We start from the raw sequence: 18106 nt of genomic DNA on the forward strand, positions 1-18106 counted from the left end.
CCGACGTATCGGGCAGTTTGCTTCAGGCCGCAGCGGGAGCGAGCTCCCCCTGCGGCTTTTTCATTTTCACGAACAGCACGGCCAGCGCACCGCACAGCATCAGCCCGCCGGCCAGGCGGATCACGTTTTCCGGATTGCCGCCCAACAGGCTGCGGTAGTACAGCGGCAGCGTGAAGATCTGGATGATCATCGGCAGCACGATGAACATATTGAAGATGCCCATGTAGACACCGGTGCGCTCGGGCGGCACACAGCCGGCCAGCATCACGTACGGATTGCCCATGATACTGGCCCACGCCAGGCCGATGCCGACCATCGGCACGAACAGCAGCGCCTCGGAATGGATCGACGGGATGCTCAGCATGGCCAGGCCGGCCAGCGTCAGGCACACGCTGTGGGTCAGTTTGGGGCCATAGCGGCGCGTAAACGGCACCAGCGCCAGCGCGCCGACAAAGGCGATGAAGTTGTAGAACGCCCCCACCTGCCCGGCCAGCAGACCGGCGTCGCGAAAGCCCTGCGAGGCCTGGTCGGTGGTGCCGTACAAGGTGGTCGAGAGCGACAGCATGATGTACTGCCAGTAGCAGAACATCGCGTACCACTGGAACAGCTTGACCCACGCCAGCTGGCGCATGGTGGGCGGCATCTCGCGCACGGCCACCACGATGTCGGCCAGCGTATGGCGCCATCCGGTGGGGCGGGCGCGGATTGCGGCCAGTTCGGCCGGCGTCAACGGATGCTCGGGCGTGGTCTTGAGCGTCCACAGCACCGACGTGATCGAGAACACGGCGCCGATCAGGAAGGCGGCAATCACGATGTGCGGAATATGGCTGCTGTTGACGGCATCCTTGTTCATGCCCATCCAGACCAGCAGCGACGGCGTCAGATAGGCCAGCGTCTGTCCCAGTCCCGTGAACGCGCTTTGCGTCAGGAAGCCCAGCGAATGCTGCTTGGGCGCCAGCTTGTCGGAGACAAACGCGCGGTACGGCTCCATCGTGACGTTGTTGGCGGCGTCCAGTATCCACAGCAGGCTGGCGGCCATCCACAGGGTGGGACTGAACGGCATCGCCAGCAGGCCCAGGCTGCACAGGATGGCGCCGATCAGGAAATACGGCGTGCGCCGGCCCCAGCGCGTGACGGTGCGGTCGCTCATGGCGCCGATCAGCGGCTGCACCAGCAGGCCCGTCATCGGGCCGGCCAGCCACAGGTAAGGCAGGCTCGCTTCGTCCGCGCCCAGGTACTTGTAGATCGGGCTCATGCTGCTCTGCTGCAGCCCAAAGCTGAACTGGATTCCGAAGAATCCGATGTTCATGTTGACGATCTGCCAGAACGACAGCTGCGGCTTCATGCGGCTGCTCCGGCCATCGTGGACTGCGGCAGCACCGCCCCGGCCTGCCACGCCGCCAGCCACGGCGCGTAAAAGCCGATGTCGTCGGGCACGGCGCCGGCCACGCCGCAGATGGCGCCGGCAAATGCATTGGCGCGCGCCAGCGTCAGTGGCAGCGGCCAGCCTTGCGCCCGGCCATACAGGAACACGGCGGAAAACGCGTCGCCGGCGCCGACGGTATCGACGATGTGCGCCGGTGCATGGCATTCCTGGTTGAGGGTGACGGTGCCGTCGGCCTCGAACACCATGGCGCCCCGTTCGCCGAGCGTGACGATCAGCGTCTGCAGGCTGAAGGTGCGCATCAGGGCCAGGCAGGCGTCGGCCATTTCACGGCTGTCGACCGAGCGGGTGCCGGGCTGGGTGTGGGTGTACCACTTGAACAGGTCCTTGAGCTCCTCCTCGTTGACCTTGACGATGTCGGCCAGGTGCAGCGACTCGAACGCGCAGCGCTCGGTCACCTGGCCATCGCGCACATTCAGGTCCAGGTAGCGCTGCGCCGGCGAGGCGTCGAGCAGGGCGCGCACGGTGGCGCGCGAGCACGCGGCGCGCTGGGCCATGGTGCCGAAATACAGCACCGCCGGCGCCGCCTGCGCCAGTGCGGCCAGGGCCGGCACAGCGTCCACGTAATCGTAAGCCTGGTCGGGCAGGATGATGAAGCGGTGGCCGACGCCGCCGTGGCCGTCGTCGTTACGCTCGACCACCACGCGGCCGGTGGCCTTGACGCCATCGGTCTGCAGGCCGGCCTGGCTCATGCCGAAGCGTTCGAACTCGCGTCGTATCAGCGCGCCGTGCTGGTCTGCGCCGATGCGGGTCACCATCAGCGTGGCCACGCCGAAGGCGGCCAGGTTGCGCGCCACGTTGAACGGGGCGCCGCCCACTACCTGCTCGGTAAGAAAATCGTCCACCAGCGATTCGCCGAAGACGGCGATCGTTTGTTGCTTCATGCTTGTCTCCTTGCCCGGCCGGCGATGCTGGACGCCTGCGCGGGCTGATGAATCCAGCCTTGCCGGCTGGTATGCGACCGGTATGCGACCGGTTTGCGATTATGCGCGCACCAGCCAATGCATCGCATACGGCGCGATGGTCAGCACGCCCTGCACGCCGGTAGCGTCGGCACGCTGCTCGATGGCCGCGCAATCGCGCCACGCGCCGTCGAGCGCGAGCTGCTGCGGCGCGTCCGAGAAATTGAACACGGTGAGCAGGCGTTCGCCGCGCATGAGCGCCAGCAAGCCGGCCGGCGCGTCGGCCAGCAGGGTGCGCGGGGCGCCGGCAGCGAGGGCGTCGTGCGCGCGGCGCACGCGGATCAGCTGCGCCAGTCCTTCGTACATCGCGCCCTCGGTGGTGCCGGCGTCGTGGCGATGCGCCCAGCGCGCCTCGTCGAACACGGGGCGGTGCAGCCAGCGGCTGTCCATCGCGTGCTCGGGACGGGCCAGGTAGCTCTCGTCGTTGAGCATGGCCAGCTCGTCGCCCATGTACAGCACCGGCAGCGCGCCAAAGCTCAGCGCCACGCCGTGCAGCAGCAGCATGCGGCGCAGCGCCAGCGCGCGCGCTTCGTCGGTGCTGGCCGTCTGCAGGCCGGTCAGCGAAGCGGCCATGCCGTTGCTGCCGTGCGCCGCGTTGGGATCGGTGCTCTGGAAGATGGCGCCGCGCGCATAGCTGCCGGGTGTGACGCCGGCAAAGAAGCGCGAGGCGCTCGACAGCCTGGCGGCGCTGTCCTCGCCCGCTTCGGCGCGCAGCACGTTCCAGCCGATGTCGTCGTGGCAGCGCACATAACTGAGCCAGGTCGCCGCGCGCGGCAGCGGCGGCGTGTTGCGCACCACGGCGCGCAGCACCTCGGTATCCTGTTCGGCCAGCGCCACCCAGCCGGCCGCCATCAGGCTGCTGTGGTAGGCGATATGGCACTCGGGCGCCTCGGCGCTGCCCAGGTACGCCGGCAGCTCGCGCGTGGGCACGATCGCTTCGGCTTTCAGCAGCACGCCCGGCGCGACGATGTCGACGATGGCGCGCAGCGCCTGCAGCAGCTGGTGCGCCTCGGGCTGGTTCATGCTGTTGGTGCCTTCGCGCTTCCACAGGAAGGCGGTGGAGTCGAGGCGGAACGCTTCGATGCCGCGATTGGCCAGGCGCAGCATCACGGCCGCCATCTCGGCAAACACGTCCGGGTTCGACCAGTTCAGGTCCCACTGGTACGGGTAGAACGTGGTCCACACCCAGCCCTGGACCGCGTCGACATACGTGAAGTTACCGGGTGCCACCTGCGGGAACACCTGGCCCAGCGTGCGCTCGTGGCGGTCCGGCAGTTCGCGGTCCGGGAACACGTGGAAACGCGCGCGCGCAGCGGCGTCGCCGGCCTTGGCGGCCAGCGCCCACGCATGGTCGTCGGCCACGTGGTTGAGGATCAGGTCCGAGCACAGGCTCACGCCGGCGCCGCGCAGCTGCGCGGTCAGCGCTTCCAGGTCGGCATTGCTGCCGAGCGCAGGATCGACCTCGTCGAAACTGGTGACGGCAAAGCCGCCATCGTTTTCGCCGGCGCGCGGGCGCAGGAACGGCAGCAGGTGCAGATAGGTCACCCCCAGCTCCTGCAGGTAGGGGATGCGCCGCGCCACGCCGGCCAGATCGCCGCCGAACTTCTGCACATAGGTGCAATAGCCGAGCATGCGCTGGTCGAGGAACCAGTCGGGGTTGGCGGCGCGCTCGGCGTCGAGCGCGTGCAGTGCGGGCGAGCGCTGGGCGTGCAGCCGGCCCAGGTCGGCCATCAGGCCGCCGAACCAGGCATCGAAACCTGCTGCGCCACAGCGCCCGCCATACAGGCCGGTCAGCAGACGGTGCAGCACCGGACCGCTGGCGGCCAGGCGCTGCGCCGCCGGTGCGCGCAGTGGCTCGGGGAGGACCGCCAGCAGGCGGTCGGCAAAAACATCAAAGGCCATGGTCGGAATAATCGGTTAGAACGCGTACGATACGGTGGCCTTGACGGCGCGGCCGGTGACCGAGCGTGCGGCATGGCCGTCGCCTTCGATCTCGGTGTAACCGATCTTGTTGAACAGGTTGTTGGCGCTCAGGGCCACCGTCGCCTTTTCGGTCACGCGGTAGTTCACGAAGGCGTTCACGATCGCATACGACGGCATGATGATGGTGTGCGCATCGTCGCCCCACGATTTGCCGGTGCCCACCACGCTGGCGCCGACGGTGGCGTCGCCGATGGTGTAGCTCGGCGCCACCTGGTAGATCCACTTGGCCTGGCGGCGCGGGGTATTGCCGATGTTGGCCACGTCCGCCGCTGCGGTGCCGGTGATCTTGGCGTGGGTGTAGGTGGCGCCGCCGGTGATGCGGAAGTCGCCCAGGCTGTATGCGCCTTCCAGTTCCACGCCCTTGGCGTCGTACTTGTTCGACGTGCTGCGCTGGGTGGTCGCTTCGTAGTTGCTCTCGTCGGTCTTGGCCTGGAACAGGGTGACGAAGGTGCTCACGCCGCCGCTGCGCCATTTCACGCCGCCCTCGTACTGCTTGACGGTGTTGATGTTGATCGGCGCCGTGCCGTCGAGCGGGGTGCCGAACAGGATGCGGTCGGCATTGAAGGCCACGCCGTCGCTGACGCGGGCAAACGCGGCCAGATTGCCGGTGATGCGGTAGTTGCCGCCCACCGAGTACGAGGTGTGCTCGACCTTGTAGTTGACCATCTGTTCGGTGGCCGGGTTGTACAGCAGGCCGTTGACCGCGTTCGGCGACGTGCTGGCCGAGGCCTGGTTGGCGGTGCCGTTGGCTTTCTGGTTATCGCGGCGCACGCTGGCGTCGAGGTTGACCGGGCCGACTTCGTAACCGACGTTCAGGTACGGCGACGTGGTCTTGTATTCCATGTCCACCGCGCGCGAGCAGCAGCCGCCGAAGGCCGGGCCGACCAGGCCGGGCGTGGCGCTGGTGGTGGTGGCGTTCGACAGCAGCGCCGGCTTGTCGCCGGTGGCCTGCATCAGGTACTCGTTGAAGTTCCAGGTCAGCGCCAGTTTCTGGTTCGACAGGTACAGGCCGGCCGTGGTGGTCAGCTTGGCGCCGCCGCCCAACTGGAAGGTTTTCGACAGCTTGGTGTCGTTCAGGGTATTGCCGGCGTCGTCGATCGAGGTGTTGAACACCACGGCCGAGAAGGCGCGGCCGTTGTACGCCTGGCCGCGGTTCGGGCCGGTGGCGTAGGTGTAATTGCCCACCGTGCCGTTGTTGCCGGCAAAGACGCCGGCAAAGCGGCCGCTGTTGTCGGCCGTGCGGAAGTTGTTGGACAGGGTCCAGCCGTCGCCGAGCTTGAACGAGCCCTCCAGGCCGACGGTATTGCTCTTGACGTGCAGGCCATCGTTGATGTCGGTCGAGACTGGCGTGTTGTTCTTGCTCAGCACGATGTCGCGGGTCCAGTACGGCGAGTAGAAGCTGACCGTGCGCGGATCGATGCCCGGGATTTCGCTGATGTGCTGGTTGTTCACGCTGACCGGCACCGGCAGCGCGGTCGGGCTCTTGTCGTCGAGGTGCTTGAACGACAGGCGGATGAAGCCGTTGTCGAGTTCGTGGGTGATGTTGCCGCGGATCTGGCCGCCGCTGGCGGTGCTCATGCCGGTGTCGCGCACGCCTTCGCCGGTGCGGTAGTTACCGCCGATGAAGAAACGGGTCTTGTCCGAGATCGGTGCGCCGTAGCTGAAGTCGTAGCGGGTTTCATCGTAGCCGAGGCCGCGGCTGATGGCGATCTTGCCGCCCTGCTCTTCGCCGGTCTTGGTGATGAAGTTGATGATGCCGCCCGGGGCATTGGTGGCCAGCGTGGACGCCGAGCCGCCGCGCACCACTTCCAGGTGGTCGAGCGTGCTGTCGATCTTGACGAAACTGTCGGGCGTGGTGAAGTTGATGTCGCCGAACTGCAGCACCGGCAGGCCGTCTTCCTGGATCTGCACGTAGCGCGCGCCGCCGGCCGAGACCGGAACGCCACGCACGGTGATGTTGGCATTGCCTTCGCCGCCCGACGATTCGGCGCGCACGCCAGGCACCGAGCGCAGCACTTCGGCAGCGCTCAGCGGGGCGGCGTTCTGGATGGTGTCGCCTTCCAGCGTACTGATCGAGACGCTCGATTTCATTTTCGACGAGCCGAGGGTGGTGCCGGTGACGACCACGCGCTCCATGTTCAGGCCGTCCGGCTGGGCGGCCGGGGCAGGCGTGGCGGCAGTGGTGTCTTGTGCGTGGGCGCCCAGGTGCAGCATGGCGATCGCGACAGCGGCGGCGATGCCGCCCAGTTTGGGGGTGCGTTGAATCATGGTGGTCTCCAGGTGTTGTCGTTTTGCTCTGCTGCATTATTGAGCAGATGCGCCATTATTCACTGGAATGAAAATTAATGCAATCGATTGCATATCGTGCTGCAGCAGTTTCGCAATCGAAAATATATCTGGATTTTATGGCGTCAATGCGTGGATTTCAGAATACCGCGCTGCAGCAAACCGTTCTTGCAATCGGTTGCATAAACCCTACAGTGCTGAGACTGTCAGACGGTCCGGCTGCTGCTGCGCACGACCAGCGTGGTCTGCAATTGTTGTGACGGCGCTTCGCGGCCGTCGATCAGTTCCAGCAGCGCGGCCACCAGCGCCCGCCCGGCTTCGCGGATCGGCTGGCGGACGGTGGTCAGCGGTGGGTGGAAATAGCTCGACAGTTCGATGTCGTCGTAGCCGACCACGGCCACCTGCCCCGGCACGAACAGGCCGTGCTCGCGCATGGCGTTGATCGCCATCATGGCCAGCAGGTCGGAGCCGGCAAAGATGGCGTCGAACGCCACGCCCCGGCGCAGCAGTTCCTCGACGGCCTGGCGCCCGCTTTCGGGCAGGAACGAGGCCGGCACCAGCAGGTCGGCGTCGATCGCGATGCCGGCGCGCTGCAGTGCGCGGCAGTAGCCTTCGTAGCGCAGGCCCACTTCGGGCAGGTTGGGGTCGCCAAAAAAGGCGATGCGGCGCCGGCCCTGTTCCAGCAGGTGCGCCACGGCCAGCGCGCCGCCGGTGACGTTGTCGCCGCCGACCGTGCAGTACAGCTGCTGCGGCAGCTGCGCGCCCCACACCACGATCGGCACGTGGCGCGCGGCCAGCTGGTTGAGCTGGTCGTGGTGGCGCCACTGGCCGATCAGCACGATGCCGATCACGCGGCCGGTGTCAAACGGTGCAGCGGCCGCGTCGAGTTCGTCGGCGTCCACGCGCGAGACCAGCATGTCGAAGCCGAGGTCGGTCAGCGCATCGGCCAGGCTGCCCAGCATGCCGAGGAAGAACGGATCGGACAGGTGCTGGCGCGTGTTCTGGTCGTACGGGATCACCACGCCGATGGTGCGGTTCTGCTTGAGGCGCAGGTTTTGCGCGCCGATATTGATCGTGTACTTGAGCGAGCGGGCCAGTTCCATGATGCGCAACCGCGTCTCTTCGCTGACCAGTTTGCTACCGGCCAGTGCGCGCGACACGGTGGACGTCGACACGCCGGCCAGGCGGGCGATGTCGGCCATCTGCAGGCGGCGCTGCTGGGCGGCGGAACGGCTGCTGTCGTCCGCCGGTGGCGTATCGGCCATGGACTCAGACGGCCGGGAAAGTGTCCTTGAACGACTGGCGCTCGGACAGCTTGTCGAACAAGCGCGCCAGGTTGGCGTGCTCGTCGCGCCAGGCGATGGCGGGGAAGCGGAACGCCAGCCAGCCCAGTGCACAGCCGACAGCGACGTCGGCCAGCGAGTAGTTTTTGCCGGTGCAGTAAGGCAGGTCGCCGAGCTTGTCCGACAGCGCGGCCAGGCCCAGGTTGACCTTGTTCATCTGGCGCGCCACCCAGTCCTCGCTTTGCAGCTCGATCGGGCGCAGGCGCTCGAGGCGCACGGTGACGGCAGCGTCGAGGATGCCGTCGGCCAGCGCTTCCCAGCACTTGACGTCGGCGCGGTCGCGGCTGTTGGCAGGCAGCAGCTTGCACACGGGCGTGAGGGTGTCGAGGTACTCGACCATCACGCGCGAATCGATCATCACCGAGCCGTCGTCCATGACCAGGCTGGGTACTTTGCCCAGCGGATTGAGCTTGCTGATGATGGTATCGGCCGCCCAGACATTTTCCAGTTCGAACTGGTAGTCGAGTTTTTTCTCGGCCAGCACGACACGTACTTTGCGGACATAAGGACTGGCAAGGGAACCGATGAGTTTCATGGCAAACGAAGATAGGGGTTGAAGGTCCGAGGTCGAGAACGAGTATAACATTGGCAAGCAGCGGCTGGCGGCCGCACGCGCCACCGATGGTAAAATCTGCCTTTGCGCATTTTTCACCCACCCCTGCCATCATGACCACTACTCCTTACTCCACGCTGTCGGCGCTGTCCCCGCTGGACGGCCGCTACGCCGGAAAAACCGATCTGCTGCGTCCCATCCTGTCCGAAGCGGGCTTCATGCACCACCGCGTGAAGGTCGAGATCGCGTGGCTGCAGGCGCTGTCGCTGGCCGGCTTCGCCGAGATCAAGCCGTTCTCGGCCGAAGGCTCGGCCCTGCTCGACAAGATCGCCTCCGGCTTTACCGAGCAGGACGCTGCCCGCATCAAGGAAATCGAAGCCGTCACCAACCACGACGTCAAGGCGGTCGAGTACTGGCTCAAGGAACAGGTCAAGGATGTGCCGGAACTGGTGGCCGCCTCCGAGTTCATCCACTTCGCCTGCACCTCGGAAGACATCAACAACACCTCGCACGGCATGATGCTCAAGGCTGCGCGCGACACCGTGATGCTGCCGTCGCTGCGCAACGTGGTGGCCAAGCTGACCGAGATCGCCCACGCCAACGCCGAACTGCCGATGCTCTCGCGCACCCACGGCCAGACCGCCAGCCCGACCACCCTGGGCAAGGAAATGGCCAACGTCGTGGCGCGCCTGCAGCGCGCGATCAGGCGCATCGAACAGGTCGAAATCCTCGGCAAGATGAACGGCGCGGTCGGCAACTACAACGCCCACCTGTCGGCCTACCCGTCGTTCGACTGGCCGGCATTTTCGCGCGACGTGATCGAATCGCGCCTGGGCCTGGTGTTCAACCCGTACACGATCCAGATCGAACCGCACGACTACATGGCCGAACTGTTCGACGCCTTCGCCCGCGCCAATACCATCCTGCTGGACCTGAACCGCGACATCTGGAGCTATGTGTCGCTCGGCTACTTCAAGCAGAAGCTCAAAGCCGGCGAGATCGGCTCGTCCACCATGCCGCACAAGGTCAACCCGATCGACTTCGAGAACTCCGAGGGCAACCTGGGCCTGGCCAACGCCGTGCTCAAGCACCTGGCCGAGAAGCTGCCGGTCTCGCGCCTGCAGCGCGATTTGACCGATTCGACCGTGCTGCGCAATATCGGCGTGGGCCTCGGCTACACGCTGCTGGCCTACGACAGCTGCCTGCGCGGCCTGAACAAGCTGGAAGTCAATCCGCAGCGCCTCGCTGGCGACCTCGACGCCAACTGGGAAGTGCTGGCCGAGCCGGTGCAAACGGTGATGCGCCGCTACGGCATCGAGAACCCGTACGAGCAGCTGAAGGAACTCACGCGCGGCAAGGGCATCTCGAAAGACGCGCTGCGCGACTTCATCACCGGCCTGGCGATTCCGCAAGAAGCCAAGGATGGCTTGCTGGCGATGACGCCGGCCAACTACATCGGCATCGCCGCAACGCTGGCAAAAGCGATCTGATGAAAGGAACCTCGATAAACCTACTGCGCGCCCCGCTATCGCCGCTGCGTTGCTCAACGTACGTCCGTACGCTTGCGCTACTGCCGACGATAACGAAGCGCTCGCTACGGTTTTCGAGGCGCCTTGGCAATCGCTGACGCTCGCAACACTGGCCCCCGCAACGCAAGTTCCGGGGGCTTTTTGTTTTCCTGGTTTAATACATAGTTAAGCCAAAGAACTATTTCTTTGCTATAGTCCGATTTAGTCCTAACACGTACTAATTTCTGGAGCATCTATGCAACGCTATACCAAGACCGCCATGCTGTTGCATTGGCTGATCGCCCTGCTGATCGTCTCGGCCTTTTTCCTCGGGCTGACCATGGTCGCCATTCCCGGCTTCTCGCCTACCAAGCTCAAGTACTTCTCCTGGCATAAATGGCTGGGCGTGACGGTGCTGGGCCTGGTCGCGATCCGCCTGCTGTGGCGCCTGACGCACCGTCCGCCCGCAGCGCTGGCCAGCATTGCCCCGCTCCAGCACAAGCTGGCCGAGGCCATGCACTACCTGCTGTACTTCCTGATGTTTGCCGCGCCGATTTCCGGCTACCTGTACAGCAGCGCGGCCGGGGTGCCGGTGGTGTACCTGAAGCTGGTGCAACTGCCGACCATCATCGCGCCCGACCCGCAACTGAAGGCGCTGCTGGCCACCGTGCACTACGTGCTGGTGATGACCATGGCGGCCGCTGTCGTGGCCCATGCCCTGGCCGCACTCAAGCACCACTTTATCGACCGCGACGTCACGCTCAAACGCATGTCGCCGTTTTGATGTCTTACTTTTTCTACTGACTGGAGCCTGCCATGAAAACCCTCAACAAGATTGCCCTGACCTCCCTGCTCGGCGTGAGCCTGATCGCCGGCGCCGCCGTGCTGAAAACCGATCCGGCCAAGTCGACCGTGTCGGCCACCTTCAAGCAGATGAACGTGCCGATGGACGCCAAGTTCAAGAAATTCACCGCCACCATCGACTACGATGCGGCCAAGCCGGACGCCTCGAAAGCGGCGGTGGAAGTGGAAACGGCCAGCCTCGACATGGGCGACGCCGACTACAACAAGGAAGTGGCCAAGAAAGAATGGTTCAACGCCGCCCAGTTCCCGAAAGCGACGTTCGTCTCGAGCGCGATCAAGTCGGCCGGCGCCGGCAAGCTGACCGTGACCGGCAAGCTGACCATCAAGGGCAAGACCACCGACGTGTCGTTCCCGCTGACCGTGAAGACCGAGGGCGGCAAGCAGGTGTTCGACGGCGCCCTGCCGATCAAGCGCCTGGCGTACAACATCGGCGAAGGCGAGTGGAAGGACACCAGCATGGTGGCCGACGACGTGGTCATCAAGTTCCACATCGTGGCCGGCTAAGTACGTAGCCCCCCCAGCGGGCCGCATGACGCTGAAGTTGCTGATCGCCACAGGGCGTCACCCGGCCGGTGGCGCTGAAGCTCGACAAGTTCAAGTGCAGCATGCATCCGCGCTACAAGAAGGAAGTGTGCGGCGCAAACGCCACCGCCGAGTTCAAGCGCAGCGACTTCGGCCTCGACATGGGCCTGCCCGCGTTCTCGCCCGACGTGAAGCTGGCGATCCAGATCGAAGCCATCAAGACCGACTGATCTGCTGCCGGCAGCGCCCGGCCCTGCCCTCCGCCATGGCGGTTGGCAGGGCTTTTTTTATTGCTATACTTGGCCCGCTGTTCCCCGTCACCATTTTGGAAAACGAACCAAGACAATGCACAAGACACTGATCGCGCTCGCCATCCTGAGCACCACTGCGGCCGCCCACGCCGACGAAGGCATGTGGATGCCACAACAGCTGCCACAGGTAGCCAAACAACTGAAGGCAGCCGGCCTGGCGCTGGACCCGGCCTCGCTGACCAAGCTGACCGAATTCCCGATGGGCGCCATCGTCAGCCTCGGCGGCTGCTCGGCGTCGTTCGTCTCGCCGCAAGGCCTGGTCGCCACCAACCACCACTGCGTGTATGGCAGCGTGGCCCACAATTCCACGCCCGAGCGCGACCTGCTGGCCAACGGTTTCCTGGCCAAGACCCTCGGCGAAGAATTGCCGGCCGCACCGGGCAGCCGCATCTTCGTTACCAAGGCGGTGACCGATGTCAGCAAGCAGATCATCACCCCGGCCGTCGCCAAGCTGGAAGGCAAGGCCCGCCTCGACGCGATCGAGAACAATACCAAGACCCTGCAGGCCGAGTGCGAAAAAGACGCCGGCCACCGCTGCACCGTGTCGTCGTTCTACGGCGGCCTGGCGTTCTACCTGATCAAGCAGCTGGAAATCCGCGACGTGCGCCTGGTGCATGCGCCGCCGGCCGGCGTGGGCAAATTCGGCGGCGACACCGACAACTGGATGTGGCCGCGCCACACGGGCGACTACGGCTTCTACCGCGCCTACGTCAGCAAGGATGGCAAGGCTGCCGACTACAGCAAGGACAACGTGCCTTACGTGCCGCAGCATTACCTGAAGCTGGCCAAGCAGGGCGTGAAGGAAGGCGACTTCGTCATGGTGCTCGGCTACCCGGGCCGCACCAACCGTCACCGCCTGCCGTCGGAAGTGGCGTTCACCTTCGACTGGAGCTATCCGGCGTTCGTCAAATCGTCGGCCGAGAGCCTGGCCATCATCGCCGAGACCACCAAGGACAACAAGGACACCGCGCTCAAGTATGCCTCGCAGGTGGCCGGCATCAACAACTACTACAAGAACCGCCAGGGCATGCTCGACTCGTACGCGGGCAGCGACATGCTGGCCCGCAAGACCGCCGAGCATGAAGCGCTCAAGCAGTGGATCAATGCCGACGCTGCCCGCAAGCAGGAATACGGCGCCGACATCGCTGCCGTCGAACAGCTGATCGCCGAGCGCGACGCCGAAACCAAGCGCGACTACTTCCTGTCGACGTCCAAGCCGCGCCTGCTGAACACGGCGCGCATGCTGTACCGCCTGTCCAACGAAAACACCAAGCCCGATGCCGAGCGCAAGTCCGGCTACCAGGTCCGCGACGTGCCGCGCATCAAGTCGAGCGTGGCCGCGCTGGTGCGCAACTACGACGAGAAGGTGGACAAGGCGCTGGTGATGAACAGCCTGAGCAAGTACGCCGCGCAGCCGGCCGCCGAGCGCAATGCCGCCTTCGACAGCGTGGTCGGCATCAAGGACGGCATGAGCCGCGCCGACCTGCAGGCCGCGCTGGACAAGCTGTACGCCGGCAGCAAGCTCGGCGACGTTGCCGTGCGCACGGCCTGGCTCGACAAGCAGCCGGCCGACTTCAAGGCCAGCGACGACAGCTTCATCAAGGCTGCCGTGGCGCTGTACGGCCCCGACCTGAAAGACGAAGAACGGGAAGAAGACCTGGCCGGCAAGCTGCAGGCCTCATACGCCAATTACATGAAGGCCAAGATCGCCTACATGAACAGCAAGGGCCAGGCCGTGTACCCGGACGCCAACAGCACGCTGCGCGTGACCTTCGGCAAGATCGCCGGCCGCAAGCCCGGTTCAGACGGCACCGACTGGAAAGCGTTCACCACCGTTGCCGGCGTCGCCGCCAAGGCCACCGGCACCGGCGAATTCAACGCGCCGAAAGCGCAGCTGGACGCGATCAAGGCCAAGCAGTTCGGCAACTATGTCGATCCGGTGCTCAAGTCGGTGCCGGTCGCCTACCTGGCCACGCTCGACATCACGGGCGGCAACTCCGGCTCGGCCGCGCTCAACAGCAAGGGTGAATGGATCGGCCTGGCGTTTGACGGCACGCTCGATTCGATCATCTCGGACTGGGACTTCAACAAGGCGATGACGCGCTCGATCCAGGTGGACCTGCGCTACATCCTGTGGAACATGAAGTACGTGGACCACGCTGACAACCTGCTCAAGGAAATGCACGCCGAATAAGCGTTCACGCTGACAGTCCCCGACCACGCCCCGGCAACGCGGCGTGGTTTTTTTTATGGTTTCAGCAGGCCGCGCACGGTGATTTCGCGGCAGGCGATGTCGGCCAGCTCGCGCAGGGCCCGCGCCTGCTGGCCGGTCAGCCGGCGCGGTTCGGTATCGATCACGCACAGCGAACCGAGCTTGTAACCGTCGGCATCGACCAGCGGCACGCCCGCATAAAAACGCATATGGGGTTCGCCCGTCACCAGCGGATTGTCGCGAAAGCGCGCATCGTCGAGCGTGTCGGTAACGAAGAACATGTCGTCCTGGGCGATCGTGTAATTGCAGAAGGCCCAGTCGCGCGGGGTCGCCGTCATCGTCACGCCATGGCGCGACAAGAACAGCTGCTGCGCGTCGGTGACCAGCGTCAGCAAGGCGATCGGCGCCGCCGTGACCGTCGCGGCCAGCCAGGTCAGCGGGTCGAACATGCGCGCGAGCTGACCATCGCTCAAACCCGACCGCGCCACCGCCGCCAGCCGCGACAGCTCAGCAGGATCGCGGCGTTCGGCGCGCACGGGCACGACGTCGGTCTGGCCATACCCGGCCTGGTGCGCCAGGCGCTGCTGCAGACGCTGGACCGACGACAGGTGCACGCGGCGGTGTCCGCCCGGCGTTTTCCAGGAAGGCAGGTTGCCGTTTTCCATCCACAACTGCGCGGTCGAGATGGAAATGCCGAGCAAGTCGGCTACGCCCTTGCTAGTGAGAATGGTCTGGGGTTCGGACGGCGCTGCCGGCTGCGACGAAAGTGGTGTGGTAGGCATGGGGGGACTTTAACCCAAGCAATGTAGCGAAACAAGGACAGGCAGGTGACAAAACTGCAGAATTCAATAGGAAAATCTGCTGAAATCGATTTTTTGATGCTATAGTGCAACATCAATTAATCTCGTACAACTAAATTCCGGGCCCATCCATGCTGTCCAATATGAAAATCAAACACCTGGTCATCGCAGCGCTGGCAGCGCTGATGGCTGTCATCCTGTTAATCGGCGGCTACGGCATGTATGCGGCCAACCGCTCGGTCGATCTGCTGACCGAGATCACGCTGGCCGATCAGGCCCGTTCCGGCGAGCGCAACGCGATCCGGCTCGATATGGAAACCAACCGCAGCCAGATATTGCAGGCACTGCAGCACAACACCGAGTTCGAATGGGCCAAGCTGCATGACCACGCGCTCGACGTTCACTGGGGCATCATCGAGGCATCGAGCCAGCGCATCAAGGACCGCTGGCAGCGCTACATCGACAGCATCGACAACGAGGAACAAAAGAAGCTGGCGCAGGCGTGGTACAGCAGCAGCGACGGCCTGGGACTGGCGCACATTGCGGCCGCCGTGGCGGCCATCCGGAACGGCGACTGGGACGGTGCCGAACTGGTGCTGATCAAGAAGATCAATCCGACCTACCGCGTGGGCGACGTGGCGATGACGGCCCTGAAAAAATTCAGCGACGAGCGCGCTGCAGCCAATCACGACACCGTGCAGGACAGCCTCTCGACCATGCGCTACAGCACCATTGCCGTCCTGATCCTGGGCGCCCTGCTGACGCTGGCGATCGGCTACCTGCTGATCAAGGCCATCGCCCAGCCGCTGCAGGAAGCGATGACGATTGCCGAGCGGGTAGCGGCCGGCGACCTGCGCGGTAGCGCCGCCATCCACAGCACCAACGAAATCGGCACCCTGCTCACCGCGCTCGACACCATGAAAGGCAACCTGGCCGGCATCGTGGCGGAAGTGCGCGGCAATACCACCCACATGGCCAGCGCCTCGGCGCAGATTGCGGCCGGCAACCACGACCTGTCGCAACGGTCGGCAGAGCAGGCGGCGTCGCTGGAAGAAACCTCGTCGTCGATGGAGGAATTGACGTCCACCGTCAAGCAGAACGCCGACAGCGCACGCCAGGCCAACACCCTGGCGCTGTCGGCCTCCGAGGTGGCAGTCAAGGGCGGTGCGCTGGTGGCGCAGGTGGTCGAGACCATGGGCTCGATCAGCGCATCCTCGAACAAGATCGCCGACATCATCAGCGTCATCGACGGCATCGCCTTCCAGACCAACATCCTGGCGCTGAACGCGGCCGTGGAAGCGGCCCGTGCCGGCGAGCAGGGCCGCGGTTTCGCGGTGGTGGCTTCGGAAGTACGCAACCTGGCGCAGCGCTCGGCAGCGGCAGCGCACGAAATCAAGGCGCTCATTGAAGACTCGGTGGACAAGGTGGGCAGCGGTGCGCGACTGGTGGATCAGACCGGCGCGACCATGCAGGAAATCGTGGGCAGCGTACAGCGCGTGACCGGCATCATGGGCGAAATCACCAGCGCCAGCCAGGAACAGGCCAGCGGCCTGGACCAGATCCGCGCGGCCATCGTGCAAATGGACGGCCTGACCCAGCAAAACATGGCGCTGGTCGAAGAAGCGACTGCCGCCTCCGACTCGCTGCACGAGAGCGCCCAGGGTCTGGAAACCGTGGTCAGCGTGTTCCAGCTCGACGGCGTAACGGGCGCGCCAGCAGCGGGCAGCTCCGCCCGCGCCACTAGTATCGCGCGCAGCCCGCGCACCGCAGGCCTGCGCCTGCAGCACGGCTGACAACACCGGGAGCGCCGGGCGGATCTCGTTCTGTCATGCGCTCCTTGAGTGACGGGGACTTTGGCGTGACGCTGTTGCAGAACGCGTGTTCTTTGCGCGCGCCTGCTCCACGCTTGACTTGCGCTTCTCGCGCGACGCGCGCCCCTTGCGCACCGCGTGCCCCTTACGTGACGCGTGTTACTCGCGCCACATGGGTTCCTCGCGTGACGTAGGCTTGCTGCGCTTAGCACGTATCCCGCGCATCCTGCGCCTGCTGCGCTTCCGGCCTTGAGCGCGTCGCTTGCCGTGCGTGCTTGCGCGACGCGTCTTACCTTGATGCCCCTCTGTCGGTGTGCGCACCGAACGCCGTCGCCGGCACCACCGGCGCGGACCGGCCTAGCGCGTGCGCGTGATGGCGCAGCCAGTCGTCTGCCGCTGCGCGGCCTGCCGCGTGCAGATGCAGCAGAAACCCCAGCTCGCCGTTGAGCTTGCTTGAAATACTGTAATCGGCCAGTTGGCCGATGCCGCTGATGACGTGCACGCGGGGCTGCTCGAACACCATGCCGTCGCCGCGCTCGCCAGCCGGCAAACCCTGTTTATGCTGCAAGGCGGCCAGCTCGCGCAGGAAACTGATATTGAAGGCGATTTCGTTGGTGCGGTTGGCAATGTCGGCCACGCTGCGCGGCACCTGGCTGCGCGCGACCGGATTGTTTTGTACCACGATGATGTCGCGCGCACCATGCTCGAGCAACGGCGCCAGCGGCGGGTTGGCAACGAAACTGCCGTCCCAGTAGCTTTCGCCATCGACCTCGACAGCAGCAAACACGGTGGGCAGGCAGGCCGACGCCAGCACCCGCTGCGGATCGAGCTCGGTGCGGGTGAAGATGCGCGCGGCGCCGGTGCGGACATTGGTGGCGGCAATAAACAGTTGCAGCTCGGTGCAGCCGCGCACGCGCTCGAAATCGACCAGCGTGGTCAGCAGATTGCGCAGCGGATTCTGGGTAAACGGCGTTTCCTTTACCGGCCCGTGCAATGCCGCACTCATTTCCAGCAAGTGGTAGGCCGGCGAATATTCAAGCGTCCAGTTGCCGGCCAGGTAATCGAACGGCGTCCGCTGCAGCGGGCTGAGCGACATGGCCTGGCCCAGCGCGGTCCAGTACCGGCGCAGCGCCGCCCGCCACCGTAGGCATAGCCATCGGCCAGCACCACCGCGTTGATGGCGCCCGAGCTGCTGCCGCTGAGTTTGTCGAACACCAGGTCGTCTTCATCGAGCAGGCGGTCGAGCACCCCCCAGGTGAATGCCCCATACGTACCGGCCCCCTGCAGGCCCAGGCTCACCGCCCTACTCCCCTCGCTGTTCCAGCTATCCATATCCGCTCCTGCCCAGGCGACATCGTTCTACCGACCATACCCAAAAATCCCCGGCTGCGGCGCACCAGACGACCAGGCTTGGCGGGCGTTGCGACAGCCCGCTCGGGCGTTCGGCCCGGGACCGGACCATACAAGTATGGGGCGCGTGTCTGAATGTCGGATCGCACCTGGGTAA

14 protein-coding genes and 1 pseudogene are annotated in these 18106 nt (G+C 65.2%); 6 read left to right on the plus strand and 9 right to left on the minus strand.

Annotation, left to right across the window (positions count from 1 at the left end):
* Positions 1-22: 22 nt before the first annotated feature.
* The 6 genes from ASF61_RS17700 to ASF61_RS17725 form a co-directional block, all read right to left on the minus strand.
* Positions 23-1345, minus strand: a complete 1323-nt coding sequence (locus tag ASF61_RS17700) for an MFS transporter (RefSeq protein WP_056158750.1) — start codon at positions 1343-1345, stop codon at positions 23-25.
* Positions 1342-2328: a PfkB family carbohydrate kinase gene (locus ASF61_RS17705; RefSeq protein ID WP_056158753.1), complete on the minus strand. Its 987-nt coding sequence runs from the start codon at positions 2326-2328 to the stop codon at positions 1342-1344. Before ASF61_RS17705 ends, ASF61_RS17700 begins: the two co-directional genes overlap by 4 nt.
* A gap of 99 nt (positions 2329-2427) precedes the next feature.
* A complete protein-coding gene (locus ASF61_RS17710) occupies positions 2428-4308 on the minus strand; it encodes an alpha-amylase family glycosyl hydrolase (RefSeq protein ID WP_056158755.1) in 1881 nt (626 codons plus the stop codon).
* A 15-nt stretch (positions 4309-4323) separates the two neighbouring features.
* Positions 4324-6657 (minus strand): TonB-dependent siderophore receptor, encoded by a 2334-nt coding sequence (locus ASF61_RS17715; protein ID WP_056158759.1) that lies wholly within the window; start codon positions 6655-6657, stop codon positions 4324-4326.
* A 224-nt stretch (positions 6658-6881) separates the two neighbouring features.
* Positions 6882-7940 (minus strand): LacI family DNA-binding transcriptional regulator, encoded by a 1059-nt coding sequence (locus ASF61_RS17720; protein ID WP_056158762.1) that lies wholly within the window; start codon positions 7938-7940, stop codon positions 6882-6884.
* Between the two features lie 4 nt (positions 7941-7944).
* Positions 7945-8553, minus strand: coding sequence for a glutathione S-transferase N-terminal domain-containing protein (locus ASF61_RS17725; protein ID WP_056158765.1), 609 nt, complete (start codon positions 8551-8553; stop codon positions 7945-7947).
* A gap of 131 nt (positions 8554-8684) precedes the next feature.
* On the opposite strand from ASF61_RS17725, the gene purB reads away from it, so the two are divergent.
* The 5 genes and pseudogenes from purB (at position 8685) to ASF61_RS17750 (ending at position 13970) form a co-directional block, all read left to right on the plus strand.
* Positions 8685-10061, plus strand: coding sequence for an adenylosuccinate lyase (purB, locus tag ASF61_RS17730; RefSeq protein ID WP_056158768.1), 1377 nt, complete (start codon positions 8685-8687; stop codon positions 10059-10061).
* A 274-nt stretch (positions 10062-10335) separates the two neighbouring features.
* Entirely contained in the window at positions 10336-10863 is a 528-nt protein-coding gene (locus ASF61_RS17735) for a cytochrome b (protein ID WP_056158772.1), read from the plus strand.
* A 32-nt stretch (positions 10864-10895) separates the two neighbouring features.
* Positions 10896-11447: a YceI family protein gene (locus ASF61_RS17740; RefSeq protein ID WP_056158774.1), complete on the plus strand. Its 552-nt coding sequence runs from the start codon at positions 10896-10898 to the stop codon at positions 11445-11447.
* A 53-nt stretch (positions 11448-11500) separates the two neighbouring features.
* Positions 11501-11695: pseudogene (locus ASF61_RS17745) on the plus strand (YceI family protein); the annotation flags it as partial.
* Positions 11696-11810: 115 nt separating this feature from the next.
* Complete coding sequence (locus tag ASF61_RS17750; protein ID WP_056158779.1) at positions 11811-13970, plus strand: S46 family peptidase; 2160 nt, start codon at positions 11811-11813, stop codon at positions 13968-13970.
* A gap of 53 nt (positions 13971-14023) precedes the next feature.
* On the opposite strand, the gene ASF61_RS17755 is transcribed toward ASF61_RS17750, so the two are convergent.
* The gene (locus ASF61_RS17755) at positions 14024-14770 is read right to left on the minus strand and encodes a GAF domain-containing protein (RefSeq protein ID WP_056158782.1); all 747 of its coding nucleotides are present in this window, start codon (positions 14768-14770) and stop codon (positions 14024-14026) included.
* 161 nt (positions 14771-14931) lie between these two features.
* On the opposite strand from ASF61_RS17755, the gene ASF61_RS24415 reads away from it, so the two are divergent.
* Entirely contained in the window at positions 14932-16581 is a 1650-nt protein-coding gene (locus ASF61_RS24415) for a methyl-accepting chemotaxis protein (RefSeq protein ID WP_304438309.1), read from the plus strand.
* A gap of 307 nt (positions 16582-16888) precedes the next feature.
* On the opposite strand, the gene ASF61_RS17765 is transcribed toward ASF61_RS24415, so the two are convergent.
* Both ASF61_RS17765 and ASF61_RS24205 read right to left on the minus strand, forming a co-directional pair.
* Entirely contained in the window at positions 16889-17695 is an 807-nt protein-coding gene (locus ASF61_RS17765; protein WP_056158788.1) for a patatin-like phospholipase family protein, read from the minus strand.
* The gene (locus ASF61_RS24205) at positions 17602-17931 is read right to left on the minus strand and encodes a patatin-like phospholipase family protein (RefSeq protein ID WP_229205907.1); all 330 of its coding nucleotides are present in this window, start codon (positions 17929-17931) and stop codon (positions 17602-17604) included. The genes ASF61_RS17765 and ASF61_RS24205 overlap by 94 nt, the downstream gene beginning before the upstream one ends.
* Positions 17932-18106: the final 175 nt, after the last annotated feature.

Origin of the sequence: Duganella sp. Leaf126, assembly GCF_001423125.1 — a bacterium.
Classification (GTDB): domain Bacteria; phylum Pseudomonadota; class Gammaproteobacteria; order Burkholderiales; family Burkholderiaceae_D; genus Rugamonas.